This window comes from Litoreibacter sp. JB4-2 (assembly GCF_055693445.1).
Window position 1 is genome coordinate 3,228,137 of record NZ_CM146334.1, and the last position, 13,430, is coordinate 3,241,566.

General features: G+C 59.6%; 9 protein-coding genes. 8 read left to right on the forward strand and 1 reads right to left on the reverse strand.

Annotated elements, in window-relative coordinates:
• Positions 1–29: 29 nt before the first annotated feature.
• Positions 30–1,616 (reverse strand): ABC transporter substrate-binding protein, encoded by a 1,587-nt coding sequence (locus ACZ1G7_RS16120; RefSeq protein ID WP_472660403.1) that lies wholly within the window; start codon positions 1,614–1,616, stop codon positions 30–32.
• Between the two features lie 143 nt (positions 1,617–1,759).
• On the opposite strand from ACZ1G7_RS16120, the gene ACZ1G7_RS16125 reads away from it, so the two are divergent.
• From ACZ1G7_RS16125 to ACZ1G7_RS16160, 8 genes are all read left to right on the forward strand, one after another.
• A complete protein-coding gene (locus tag ACZ1G7_RS16125; protein ID WP_472660404.1) occupies positions 1,760–2,368 on the forward strand; it encodes a helix-turn-helix domain-containing protein in 609 nt (202 codons plus the stop codon).
• On the forward strand, positions 2,361–2,855 hold the full coding sequence (locus ACZ1G7_RS16130) for a GAF domain-containing protein (RefSeq protein ID WP_472660405.1): 495 nt from the start codon (positions 2,361–2,363) through the stop codon (positions 2,853–2,855). The genes ACZ1G7_RS16125 and ACZ1G7_RS16130 overlap by 8 nt, the downstream gene beginning before the upstream one ends.
• Positions 2,852–4,921, forward strand: a complete 2,070-nt coding sequence (locus tag ACZ1G7_RS16135) for a hydantoinase/oxoprolinase family protein (RefSeq protein ID WP_472660406.1) — start codon at positions 2,852–2,854, stop codon at positions 4,919–4,921. The genes ACZ1G7_RS16130 and ACZ1G7_RS16135 overlap by 4 nt, the downstream gene beginning before the upstream one ends.
• A 4-nt stretch (positions 4,922–4,925) precedes the next feature.
• Entirely contained in the window at positions 4,926–6,563 is a 1,638-nt protein-coding gene (locus tag ACZ1G7_RS16140; RefSeq protein WP_472660407.1) for a hydantoinase B/oxoprolinase family protein, read from the forward strand.
• Between the two features lie 3 nt (positions 6,564–6,566).
• The gene (locus ACZ1G7_RS16145) at positions 6,567–7,565 is read left to right on the forward strand and encodes a zinc-dependent alcohol dehydrogenase family protein (protein ID WP_472660408.1); all 999 of its coding nucleotides are present in this window, start codon (positions 6,567–6,569) and stop codon (positions 7,563–7,565) included.
• Positions 7,566–7,567: 2 nt separating this feature from the next.
• Positions 7,568–8,650 (forward strand): M24 family metallopeptidase, encoded by a 1,083-nt coding sequence (locus tag ACZ1G7_RS16150; protein ID WP_472660409.1) that lies wholly within the window; start codon positions 7,568–7,570, stop codon positions 8,648–8,650.
• A gap of 77 nt (positions 8,651–8,727) precedes the next feature.
• Entirely contained in the window at positions 8,728–10,746 is a 2,019-nt protein-coding gene (locus ACZ1G7_RS16155; RefSeq protein ID WP_472660410.1) for a hydantoinase/oxoprolinase family protein, read from the forward strand.
• Between the two features lie 4 nt (positions 10,747–10,750).
• Positions 10,751–12,481: a hydantoinase B/oxoprolinase family protein gene (locus ACZ1G7_RS16160; RefSeq protein WP_472660411.1), complete on the forward strand. Its 1,731-nt coding sequence runs from the start codon at positions 10,751–10,753 to the stop codon at positions 12,479–12,481.
• The last annotated feature ends 949 nt before the right edge of the window (positions 12,482–13,430 follow it).

A 13,430-nucleotide genomic window follows, 5' to 3' on the forward strand; every position in this document is an offset into this window, starting at 1 on the left:
CAGCGCGGCCCCAATTCAGGGAGAACGGATTATTCAGCTTCAGGAACCGAAATATCCGCGAACCGCATGTTGAACCCAGAGGTCGGGTAGGTCAGGGCCGGGTCTGCAAGGTTGTGGAAGGTCACACCTTCGCGCACCGCAAAGGCCCCCAACAATTCATAGGCAAAGATGTCAGGCACTTCCTCTGCCAAAATTGCGTTTGCTTGCTTGTAAAGATCCTCCCGTACGGCCGGGTCGGTTTCAATCCGGGCCTGATCCAGCAGCGTGTCCAGCGCGGGGTTCTTGTAGTAGGACGAGGCGATCCAGCTGGCCGGCTGCGAGGAATGATACATCGCATAAAGCAGTGAATCCGTATCCGGTGAGGCCGCGTTCACGGCGATTTCCACAACATGCGGCGCGGTTGGCGGTGCGGTGACCTGCTCAGTCACCAGCGCCCAGGGCGTGCGTGTGATTTCCACGTCAAAGCCCATGGTGCTGTAGATGGCCTGCATCATCAGCGCGCCGCGTTCGCGTGCCGGGGTTTCCGCGATAAAGGCCACATCCAACGGATATTCCGCCGGGTCATAGGCACATTTTTCCAGCTCTTCCTGCGCCAGCGCCATGTCCTGCGCAAAATTCGGCACGCTGGCGTCATACCCAAGCAAGCCCTGCGGAAGTGCGCCGTTCATTGGCCGTCCGGTTGAGACTTCAGCGTTGATCTGGGTCAGTTGCGCCATCGTCGCGTAGTCAAAGGCATAGGCCAGCGCGCGGCGGCAATGCACATCATCCAAAGGCGCACGCTGCGTGTTCAACTTGAAATACTCACCGGTCAAACCGGCCTCGGTGACCAAGGTTGCGCCGTCATCAGCAAGTCCGGCAAAGACCTCTGGTGGTAGCCACTGGCTTGAGATGTCATGCTCGCCCCGGCTCATCAGCGCGCGCACGGTGGAGGGCTCCAACCCATAGCTATACCGCACGGTTTCGGGATGGTTTTCGACCGGCTCCATGAAGTAGTCGGGCTCATAGGCCATGACGGTTTCGGTCTGCGGATCATGGCTGGTGATCGCGTATTGGCCCGAACCCGCGCTGTTTTGCGACATCCATGTGGAGGCCCAGTCACCATCCACTTCGTTGGCCTTCACGACCGCCATATCAACAACCGGCATCCGCACGAGCGAGGCGAGGAAGGGCGCGAAGGGTTCGACCAGCGTGAAGACAACCGTGTGCTCGCCCGTCGCTTCGACGCTTTCAACGATGCCGGAGAAGAGGTTGGAATTGCCCTGGCCCATCGCCATCATCCGCTCAAACGTATAGGCGACGTCAGCGGCGGTCAGCGGGTTGCCGGAATTGAACGTGACATCGTCGCGCAACGTGAAGGTGTAGGTCGCGCCATCAATCGCCCAGTCCGTGGCCAGATGTGGCTGCACACCCGATCCGCCCTGCTTGGGGTAAACCAGCGTGTCATAAAGGTTAATCGCCAGCACCGTATCGGCATAATCCGTCCCTTTTGCCGGGTCGATTTCACCGACCGCGACTTCGTCAGTGCGCAAAATCCGCTCGGCGGCAACGGGGGCTGCCGCCAACGTCAGCGCCAGAACCGTGGTGCCCAAAAGCGTGGTCTTTGTGTTGAATAGCATGAGAAATCCCCTGTCTTTGATTGACCATGACCCGATAACCCCAAGACCCCAGCAGATGGACGGCGTCAGAAGATCAGATTCATTTTTTAGTTCTACTGCAATCATCTTGACAAAGGGCGACGTTTGTCAACATTAATTTAGTCATGCTAAAAACGAACACCGCTCAATCCGCCGAAGATGCCACCGATTTGGGCAGCAAGCTGCGCCAACGCCGCAAAACGCTGGGTCTCACCCTAGAGGCTGTGGCGAAAGAGGCTGGGGTGACGACCGGCTTCATCAGCCAGGTCGAACGCAATATCACATCACCGTCGCTGGCGTCATTGACGGCGGTGGCCGACGCTTTGGGCGCACATATCGCTGACTTCTTCGACCCGCCGCCAAAGCCCGCAGAGACCAGCCGCGCCCAGATGCGCGAACTCTATGCGTCGCCCGGCGGCACCTTCGATTTCGAACGGCTGTCCACATCTTTTGATGGCAGTACCCTGAACAGTCTGATGGTGTATCACCCGCCCGGCTTTGTCAGCGAAGAGATGGTCCATCAGGGTGAGGAATTTTACTATATCATCAAGGGGGCCTTGACGATGACCGTGGACGGCGTGCGGACGGTCATTGGTGCCGGCGATTCAATCCATTTTTCGAGCATGCGCCCCCATTCCGTAAGGAACGAAACCAATGAAACGGTGACGGTTCTGGTCGTCAACACGATGGACCTGTTCGGCGAAGATCGTGAGGACGGATCGCCTCATGGCTAGTTACGCACCCTTTGTCGCGGCCTTGGCCGAACCAAACGCATCGCAGGCGGCGTTCAGAGCGTTGGCGCAACTGGCCTATGAATATCTTGATCTCAAACAATTCACGATCATGACCGTCGATCAGGACCGCGGCGTGGCGGCGCGCATTTTTTCGGATGATCCGGCGTCTTACCCGGTGGGCGGCGAAAAACCGATCATCGACAACATCTGGACGCAGACGGTTCTGGAGCGACAAGAAACCTTTGTGGGCAACACCATCGAAGCGCTTGCCGAGGTGTTCCCCGATTGGGAAAAGATCCAATCGCTGGGGCTTGAGAGCTGCCTAAACCTGCCGATCATCGTTGATGGCCGGGTGATGGGGACGCTGAATTGCCTGAACGTTGCGGGCCATTTCACGCCTGAACGGATTGCCGCCGCGCACCAGTTGAAACTCCCCGGGGCTGCTGCATTCCTGCTGGCGGCCCAAACCGCAGGACCCAAAACATGAGTGACACAACCCGCCGTGTCGCCACCGATGTTGGTGGCACATTCACTGACCTTGTGGCGTTTGAGACCGGTGCCGACGGTCAGCTGAAAATCACCACCGCAAAGTCAGACACAACGCCGCCCAATTTCGAGGCTGGCGTTCTGAACGTGCTCGAAAAAGGCGGCATTGATCCGGCGACCGTAGATTTCATGGCCCATGGCACCACGGTCGTGATCAACGCTCTGACCGAACGCAAGGGCGTGCCCGTTGGTCTGATCACCACCGAAGGCTTCCGCGACATCTTGGAAATTGCACGCGGAAACCGCCCCGATTTTTTCAACCTGCACTACGTAAAGCCTGAACCTTTCGTGCCGCGCCATCTGCGTGCCGAAGTGCCGGGGCGCATGACCTATCTGGGGGCGGAACGCCAGCCGCTGGACCTGTCAGGCTTGCCCGAAATTCTGGATATGTTCCGCGCAGAGGGGGTGCAGGCCGTCGCGATCTGCTTGCTGCACGGCTATGCCAATTCTGACCATGAAAAAGCAACGCTGGCCGAGGTTGAAGGGCTTTGGCCAGAGGTTTCGGTTGTCGCCTCGCATCAGATCACCCGCGAGTGGCGCGAATATGAGCGGACGAATACGACCGTCCTGTCCGCCTTTGTGCAACCCGTGGCCGCGCGCTACCTGAGCCAGCTTGACGACGGCCTGAAATCACGCGGGTTGCCCAAATCGCCTTATATCATGCAGTCCAACTGCGGGATCGACAGCCTTGCGGCGACGTCGAAAATCCCGATTACCATGGTCGAAAGCGGCCCGGCCTCTGGCTTTTGGGGGGCTGCGGAGCTGGGCAAGCTGATTGGTGAGCCTGACATCCTCGCGCTCGATATCGGGGGCACGACGGCAAAATGCTCCTTGATCGAAGGCGGCGAGGTCAAGATCATGACCGACTACTGGATTGAGCGGAGCCGCAAATCTGCGGGCTACCCGATCATGGTGCCGGTCGTTGATCTGGTCGAGATCGGCAATGGCGGCGGGTCGATTGCGCGGGTCGATGACTTCGGCAAACTGCATGTCGGGCCGCAATCGGCGGGCGCTGTGCCGGGGCCTGCGGCCTATGGCAAAGGCGGAACGCAAGCCACGACAACCGATGCGAACCTTTGGCTGGGCCGGATCAATCGCGACTACTTCTGCGGCGGCAGTGTTGAGGCGGATATGACTTCGGCGGAAACCGCACTGAGCGAACTGGCGAGTAAGCTGGATGTCACCGTGGACGACGCCGCGCGCGGGATTGTGCGGATTGCGAATGACAACATGGTCAATGCGCTCAAGCTCGTCAGCCTGAACCGGGGCCATGACACGCGCGACTTTACCCTGCTGGCCTTTGGGGGCGGCGGGTCGATGCATGCGGTGGCGCTGGCGCAGGAATTGCAGATGAAGAAGGTCATCGTGCCTGCTGCGGCTTCTGTCTTTTCGGCATGGGGCATGATGATGAGCGACCTGCGCCGCGACTATTTCGCGACCCAACTGATGGACCTGACAACAGGCGCCGGGGCGCGGATCGAAGACATTTTTGCCCGGACCGAAGGAGAGGCCCGCGCCACGTTCGAGGCCGAGGGCGTCGCGACCGACAAGGTCAGCTTCCTGCGCTACGGCAAGTTCCGCTATCAAAACCAGGAACACACGACCGAGGTGCCTTTGGGTGCCGATATCACCGATGCATCGCTGGATCAGATCGCGCAGGAATTCCATGCGATTTACGAAAAGGAATACACCTATCGCCTCGATGCCCCGGTTGAGATGGTGGGCATCCACCTTGTCGCACGCGCTGAGGTCGGCAAGCTGACCATGGCCCCCGCGGACCTTGGCCCGGCTGATGCAGCATCTGCGATCAAAGCCACCCGCAAGGTGGATTACGCGCTGGAAGGCGTGCATGAGGCCGCGATCTATAACGGTGACGCGCTGCGGCCTGGCATGGCATTTACGGGACCGGCCATCATCGAGGACAGCGGGTCAACCGTGGTGATCCACCCCGGCAATCAGGTGTCGGTGGATGCCTATTCCAATATTCACATCACGCTGGAGGGTTAAGGGCATGAGCGAAGATCCAATCACACTCGAAATCATCCAGAACGCCTTGCAGGCCGCGGCGGATGAGATGTTTGCGGCAATGCGCAAAACCGCGATGTCGTCCATTATCTACGAAGTGCTCGATATGGGCACGGGCATTACGGACGCCGAGGGGCGGCTTGCGTCCTCGGGTGCTGGTATTCCGGCCTTTATCGGCGTGCTAGACAAATCGGTGCAGTTTATCCTGTCGAAACATAATGACATTCGCCCCGGTGACGTCTTTATCACCAACGATCCGTGGCATGGGGGTGTGACCCATCTGAACGATCTGGTGCTGGCGATGCCCGTCTTTGTTGACGGTCAATTGATCGCCTGGACCGCCAATATCGCCCACAACTCTGACATTGGCGGCATGGCCCCTGGTTCGCTGTCGGGCGATGCGACAGAGGTGTTTCAGGAAGGGCTGCGACTGCCTGCGGTCAAGATCATCAATGAGGGTGTCACCGATGACGCGGTGATGGATATTCTGACCTGCAATTCGCGGATGCCCGATTTCCTGAAAGGCGATGTCTGGGCTGCGATTGCCGCTGTGCGTGTGGGCGAACGCAGGCTGGGTCTGCTGGCGGAAAAATACACACCTAAGACGTTTCTGGCCGCGATGGACAGCTTTATGGACTTTGGTGAAAAGGCCGCACTGGCCGAGCTTGCCAAGCTGCCCAAAGGCACGTTTGAGCTGTCGGAGCCGCAGGATGACGGCCAGATATTCAACGTGAAGGTCACGATCAGCGATAAGGAATTTATCGTCGATTTCCGGGACAATCCTGATCAGACAACCGGCCCCACCAATGCCACGCGCGACGGCACGCTGATCTGTGCACAGATGATCTTTAAGGCGCTGACCGGGCCGGACACGCCCGCCAACGACGGCAGCTTCCGCCCGTTAAAAGTGCAGACCCGCGAAGGGTCAATTTTTCATGCGAAAGAACCCGCCGCGATCGGGTTTTATTATGAAACTGAAATCCGCAGCAATGATCTGATCTGGCGATGCCTCGCCCCGCATATCCCAGACCTGTTGCCCGCCGGGCATTTCAGTTCGATCTGCGGCACATTTATCGGCGGCATTCACCCCGATACGGGGCGGCAATACACGATCATCGAGCCGCAGATTGGCGGCTGGGGTGCCGGGTATAATCACGACGGTATTTCCTGCACCTTCTGCAATTTCCACGGCGAGACCTACAACACGCCTGCCGAAATCTCCGAGGCGCGCAACGGGCTTTATGTGGACCGCATGGAATTGAACACCTCGCCGGGGGGCGAAGGCGAGTTTAACGGCGGCCGTGGTTTGCTGCTGGAATACCGCATTCGCACAAAGAACGGGTTCCTGACGATGGGCTACACGCGCTCAAAAGTGAAGCCCTGGGGGATGGAGGGCGGCCATGAAGGGTCGGGCAACTATGTCGAGGTGATCAAACCGGATGGCACCGAACGCTACAGCTTTGTCTCTGGCCTCGATGTGACAACCGATGACGTGATCCGCGTCGTCTCCTCCTCGGGCGCGGGCTATGGCAACCCCAAGAAGCGCGACCGCGCGGCAGTGGCCGCTGACGTCAAGGCGGGCCTGATCACGTCCGAGCGCGCAGCCGAAATCTACGGGAGCTGAGGCATGGCACGGGAATGGGTGATCAACACATATGAGGGGTTTGAGGGGCTACAGCTGCAAGACTGCGCCCCCCAGGACCCCAAAGCGACCGAAATCCGGCTGCGCGTTGAGGCCTTCGCCCTGAACTGGGGCGACAATGATTTGATGCATGACCGGTATTCGTTCAGCTTTTCGGCGCTGCCCGCCCGCATCGGCATAGAAGCGACCGGTATCGTAGAAGCCGTTGGCGCGGACGTCAAAGGCATCGCCGTGGGTGATCGCTATTGCACCTTGCCCTATTTCTATGACCGCAAAGGCGCAAGCGCGGACACGATGATCATTGATCAGGCCTATGTGACCAAAGCGCCAGAGGGGTTGTCAGCGGTTGAATCCGCATCGGTCTGGATGCAATTCATGACCGCCTATTTCCCGATTGTCGAACTGGCAAAGGCGGCACCGGGGCGCAATATTCTGGTCCCGGCGGGCACCAGCACGGCGGGCAATGCGGCGCTGCAAATTGGGCGCATGCATGGTGCCACCTTGATCAGCACCACGCGGTCCGAGGCCAATCGCCAGATCCTGCTGGATAGTGGCGCCGATCATGTCTTTGTGGATGATGGCAGCGACATCGAAAGTTATTTGCGCGATGTGACGGGCGGTGTTGGCATCCACGCGGCCTTTGATCCCGTTGGCGGCAACTTTATGGAACGCTATGCCAATGCCTTGGCCAAGGGCGGGCACCTCTATTTGTACGGTGGGCTTGAGGGGACATATTCCAACCCGCCATTCCTTGCGATGATCCAGAACAGCCTGTGGTTCCACGCCTATTCTTTGTTCAATTACGTTGAGGACGCAGAGGCATGTGACCGCGGGAAAGCCTTTGTTTACAAAGCACTGTCCGAAGGGGAGCTAAAGCCCAATGTGGACCGCGTGTTCCCGATGGAAGGCTATGTGGAGGCTTGGCGCTATTTGACAGGCGCCCGGTCATCTTACGGAAAAATCGTCATTGAAACAGGAGCCTGAGCATGGATCGACTAGCCCGACTTCGCGAGACTATGGCCGCACAAGGCGTCGATCTTGTCGCCCTTGGACCCGGTGCGCATCTGGAATGGCTGACGGGCATGCATCCTCATGCCGATGAACGCCCGCTGATCTTTTGCATCACAGCGGATCATGCGGGGATCCTGATGCCTGCCTTGGAAACCGAAAGTGCGCGCCGCCAAACCGATCTGCCCTTTTTTGAATGGCTGGATGCGGACGGCCCGACAGGTGCGCTGGAACGGATGCTGGACGCATTTGGCGCGAATGCCGCGCGGTCTATCGTGCTGGACGAAACCATGCGCGCCGATCACGCCGCCCTGATCCAAGACCGGCTGATGAATGCCAAGCGCCAGTTTTGCGAAACAACCGTCAGCGCCTTGCGCGCCCGAAAGGGGCCCGACGAATACGCCGCACTGAAGGCCAACGCCCTTATCGCGGACAAGGCCATGCAGGCTGCATGGGCGGCGATGCGCCCGGGCATGACCGAATTGGAGGTCGCAGAGGTGGCGCGGGACACATTTGTCAGCCTCGGCGCAAAACCAATCTTCACCATCATCGGCGCAGGCGCGAACGGCGCGCTGCCGCATCACCAAACCGGCGACACGGTTCTGGAAACGGGCCAGGCCGTGGTCATGGATATCGGTGCCGGCCGGGACGGGTTCAGCTCTGACATCACCCGCATGGCGGTGATCGGCGAGGCCCCCGAAGGCTATGCAGAGGTGCACGCCATCGTCGAAGCCGCCGTGCAAGCCGCGATGAAGGTCGCCCGACCCGGCGTGAAGGCCCATGTGCTTGATGACGCCGCGCGCAAGGTGATCACCGATGCGGGCTACGGTGAATATTTCGTCCACCGGCTGGGCCATGGCATGGGCATCGAGGTGCATGAACCGCCCTATATTTCGGCCTCATCCCAGTCCGTTCTGGACGAAGGCATGGTGTTTTCCATCGAGCCGGGGATCTACCTGCCCGGACGCTTTGGACTGCGTCTGGAGGATATCGTGATCATGCGTGCCGATGGGCCTGAGGTGCTGTCAGGCTTGCCGCGCGACCTGACAGTGATTGGATGATTTTGGTGGTCGCGCAGCGCGACTGAAATGGACGAACCAAGCCCCGGGCGGGCTTGACACAACGGCAGGAGGCTGAGTTGGCGACACGTATAGCAGTTGATATCGGGGGCACATTTACCGATCTGGTCTACTATGACGATGCCACCGGCAAGACCGTGCAGGGCAAGGTGCCCACGGTGCCCGCCGCCCCCGAAGAAGGCGTCATCGCGGCCATTGAAGCCCATGTCCCGCAGGACGTGCTGACAAAGGCGGAATATTTCCTGCATGGCACTACGGTGGGTCTGAACGCGCTGTTGGAACGGCGCGGGTCCACTGTCGGGTTGATTGCCACGCAAGGCTTCCGCGATGTGCTAGAAATTCGGCGCGGTGACCGGGCCGAGATGTACAACCTGTTTTGGGAGCAAACCAAACCGCTGGTGCCACGTAGGTTGCGGCTTGAGGTGCCGGGGCGCACGATGGCCGATGGCTCCACCGATGGTGGCCCCACGCCAGAGGCTGTCGCCGCCGCCGCGCAGACGTTTGCGGCGCATGACGTGACCAGCGTTGCCGTCTCTCTGATGCATGCTTATGCGAACCCCGCCCATGAGCTGCGGGTTGAACGGCTGTTGCGCGAGGCCGGGTTTGAGGGCGGCATCACCCTTTCGCATCGGGTTTGTGGCGAATACCGCGAATATGAACGGACCTCGACCGCTGTGATCGACGCCTTCGTGCGCGGGCGCATGTCGAATTATCTCAACCGGCTAGAGGGGCAGCTGCGCAAAGCTGGGTTCACGGGCAAATGCCTGATCACGCGGTCCGGTGGCGGGTCGATGAACTTTTCGGAAGCCGAAGAGCGTCCGTTTGAAACCATCATGTCCGGCCCGGTCGGTGGGGCCATCGGCGCATCCGAATTCGCCCGGATGATGGGCGATAAGGGGATGATCACCGCAGATGTTGGCGGCACCAGCTTTGATGCAGCGCTTATCTTGGGCTGCGAGCCGCAGGTGCTGTTTGAGGGCGAGATCGACAATATGCCGATCCTGAGCCCTTGGGTTGATGTCCGGTCCATCGGGGCGGGCGGCGGGTCGCTTGCCTATGAAGACGGCGGTGGTTTTATGCGGGTTGGTCCGCAAAGTGCAGGCGCCGAACCCGGACCTGCCTGCTATGGCAAAGGTGGCGAAAAGCCTGCCGTGACGGACGCCGCCGCCTATCTTGGGATGCTGGGACCGGGGGAATTGGCCTCTGGCATCACGCTGGATATCGACGCCGCTGAACGCGCACTGGCCAGTGTGGCAGATGCGATCAGCCAGCCGGTCGAGGACACGGCCGCAGGCGTGATCCGCATCGCCGCCAGTTCCATGGCCAATGCCATCCGCGAGATTTCGACCGAACAGGGCCTTGATGCGCGCGAGATGACGCTTTTGCCCTTCGGTGGCGCGGGCGGCATGATGGCGACGCTTTTGGCCGATGAAATGGCCATGAAACGGATCGTGGTGCCACCCTTTGCCGGCATCTTTTCGGCCTGGGGGCTGCTCGGGGCGGACATGGTGCAAAGCGCATCGCGCACCTTGGTGCGGCCCCTGACCGACGCGGCCCTTGCCGAATTCGGAACGGTGTTTGGCGAGCTGATTGCCAGCATCAAAGAGCGTGGTGAAACCGTGGCAGACGCGGAACCATCCCTGAAACTGGACGTGCGCTACGTGGGGCAGGAACACACGCTTTCTGTGCCGGTGCCGCTGAATGGTCTTTCCATATCGGACCCTGCGGACAAGATCGCAGAGCGTTTTTCCGCCCTTTACACCAAAACCTTTGGGGCCACGTTGAATGACGGGGTTGAGGTCACGGCCATCCGCGCCCAGCTCAAAGCGGCGCTGCCAAAACGCGACCATTCCGGCGGGCCAACGGCTGCAAGTGCCGGCATGTCGCCCAGCGACATCACTGCCTATTCCTTCCGAGACAAAAAACGGGTGCCGTTCAAGGTCTGCCCGCGTGACGATGTGGGCGCAGGCGTGGCCGGGCCTGTGATCATCACCGAAACGGTGGCCACCACCTATGTCGATGCCGGATGGACCGTTCGCGCAGGCGATTTTGGCGAACTTACGATTGAGCGGGGATAATACCATGCTTTCAGACACCACACTCACCCACCCCGCCGGTCTGCCGCGCAATGAGGTCAGCGGCACATCTGACCCGATCACAACCGAAGTGATCAGACATGCACTCAATTCCGCAGCCAACCAAATGAAACGCGCGCTGATCCGCACGGCGTTCTCGCCGATCATCTATGAGGTGCTGGATTTCGCCGTCGCGATCTATGACCGCGATCTGCGGATGCTGAGCCAAGCCCCCAGCCTGCCGCTGTTCATGGGCACGCTGAACTACGCCGTCGACGAAGCTGTCAAAGGGATCGGTGGTGCAGAGAACCTCGATCCCGGTGATGTGCTGATCTACAATTGGTCCTACGGCACCGGAAGCCATGCGCAGGACGTGGTGATTGTGATGCCCGCGTTCCACGACGGCGCAGTGATTGGGTATACGGCGATCAAGGGGCATTGGCTCGATATCGCCGCCAAGGAACCCTATTGCACTGATACGACTGACATATTTCAGGAAGGCACCGTCTATCCGGGCCTGAAGCTTTATCGCAAGGGCGAGCTGAATGATGATGTCTACCGGATCATCATCGCCAACACGCGCATGCCCAAAGCGGTCGCGGGTGATATGGGCGCGCAAGTCACCGGTTGCCGCGTCGGCGTGGAACGTTTCGAGGAAATCGTCACCCGCTACGGGATCGACACATTTCAGGCCGCTGTAGAAGACATGTTCGACCATGGCGACCGTGTTATCCGGTCCTATTTCGAAAAAATCCCTGACGGGCGCTATGTCGGACGCGGGCAAATGGACAGCGACGGCGTTACCGAAGGGGTCGTGCCGTTCGAAGTGGCGTTGGAGGTCAAAGGCTCTGACGTGGTCATAGATTTTTCCAATTCACCGGAACAGACCCGTGGCCCGATCAACTGCCCGCTGCCATCGACCATGTCGGCAGCGCGGGTCGCGATCACCATGCTGGCAGGTTACGGCGAACCCCCGCATGAAGGGCATTTTCGGCCCATTCAGGTTATCACGCGTGAAGGGACGATGTTTCATCCGGTCTCTCCGGCCCCGTGCTTTATCTACGGCTGGCCCGCGTTGCAGGCGATCGAGATCATCTACCGCGCACTGGCCGAAGCCATCCCCGAAGGGGTGCCAGCCTCCTCGGGCGGATGTATCGTATCCTGCGTCTGGTGGGGCACAAACGAAGACGGCAGCCCTTGGATGGATGGCGCACCGCATCCTGTGGGCCAGGGCGCTTGGGCCGGCGGTGATGGCGGCACGATGCTGCATATCGCTGAAAGTGCCACGCGCTTTACGCCAGTGGAGGTCTGGGAAAACCGCAACCCTTGGGTGGTCGAACAAATGGCGCTTGCCGCAGATTCAGGTGGTGCGGGGGAATGGCGCGGCGGTGCCGGGGTCGATTTCACCTTCCGAATGCTGGGCGACACCTATGCCACAACGGTCTTTGAGCGGACAAAACTGCCGCCATGGGGCTTGGCAGGCGGTGCCGAAGGCCGCGCCAACCTGTGCAATCTGGCGATCACGGGCGAAGACCGACAAAACGTCTCCAAAGCGACCGGCGTTTTCATTCCCGCAGGCGAACGCCTTGAGTTTCACACCGGCGGCGGCGGCGGATACGGCGACCCGGCGAAGCGCCCGCTCAAATCCGTGCAGGACGACGTCGCAGATGGGTACATCACCAAAGACTTCGCGCGCCAAAACTACCCGCAATGGCAAGCGGCTGAAGACGGCATCTGACAAGGCGTCAAAATTTCAAGCGTCCCTGCATATCTGGTGATGAACCGGTTCTCTGGTGTCTGTGTGTGTTAAGGTCGCCATTCACGATCAAACCCGGGGTCGGGCCTAGCGAACAGATAACTCAGGTCGGCAATGTCAGGGAATGCGAGAGCGGCAATAAATCCCGGACCGCCGTAGCCTTTTCTGAAAACCGTGTCAGGAAATTCTCGACTAGTAAAAACATATTGATAATAGTTGGATAGAGGGTTTCACGTTCCAGTAAAATGGTGGCGGTCGCTCCTATGCTCGGCATGGCTAGCGCAGGGGTGTTGGCCGTTACGTCATGCCGTACAGAAAAAGCGCCTTGCTGCTCCAGACAATGCATATGCCCGCCAATATCTGTGCCGCGGGTGCGACGCTGGGCAAGGCGCCAACTGATGCGCCGGGGCGAGAGCAGAAAAGCGGGCGGCCACAGTTGATACAGCGATAAGACTGTTCAGAGCGGCGGCTCTGAGTCCCATTAGCGTGACCGCTCCGGCAGCTGGAATATTCATCTGCCAGGCGATCACAAGCAGCAAAACCGCACCTGTGCAGGGTCGAATAGCGATGCTTCCAATCACCTCTTTGATTGAGCTAACGCGTTCAAAACCTTTAGGTGACGTCCCATGAGCATGTCCGCAAGACGCGCATAGTTGATCATGGCTATGCGCTTTTGCACTGGTGCGGGTCATGAAAACGCGCGCCTCGCGCCAGACCAAAACGCCCCGACCAACGGTATTGCGAGGTAGCTTTCCGGTGCGAAAATATCCTCTGCCCGGAACGTGGCCGGCCGCGCCGAGAGATTAAAAAGGGCAAAGCCACCATAGACCAAGAAAATAGCCGTAAGCGCTTGCGCGATGCTAGACGCAACATGGCGTTACGGCGCTGAGGTCAACGGCCATAGAGTTTAGAAGGGTGGCTGCGACAATGA

Coding starts and splice junctions, on each gene's coding strand:
- ACZ1G7_RS16125 (WP_472660404.1), top strand. CDS start 1,760: ATGCTAAAAACGAACACCGCTCAATCCGCCGAAGATGCCACCGATTTG.
- ACZ1G7_RS16120 (WP_472660403.1), bottom strand. CDS start 1,616: ATGCTATTCAACACAAAGACCACGCTTTTGGGCACCACGGTTCTGGCG.
- ACZ1G7_RS16145 (WP_472660408.1), top strand. CDS start 6,567: ATGGCACGGGAATGGGTGATCAACACATATGAGGGGTTTGAGGGGCTA.
- ACZ1G7_RS16135 (WP_472660406.1), top strand. CDS start 2,852: ATGAGTGACACAACCCGCCGTGTCGCCACCGATGTTGGTGGCACATTC.
- ACZ1G7_RS16140 (WP_472660407.1), top strand. CDS start 4,926: ATGAGCGAAGATCCAATCACACTCGAAATCATCCAGAACGCCTTGCAG.
- ACZ1G7_RS16130 (WP_472660405.1), top strand. CDS start 2,361: ATGGCTAGTTACGCACCCTTTGTCGCGGCCTTGGCCGAACCAAACGCA.
- ACZ1G7_RS16150 (WP_472660409.1), top strand. CDS start 7,568: ATGGATCGACTAGCCCGACTTCGCGAGACTATGGCCGCACAAGGCGTC.
- ACZ1G7_RS16160 (WP_472660411.1), top strand. CDS start 10,751: ATGCTTTCAGACACCACACTCACCCACCCCGCCGGTCTGCCGCGCAAT.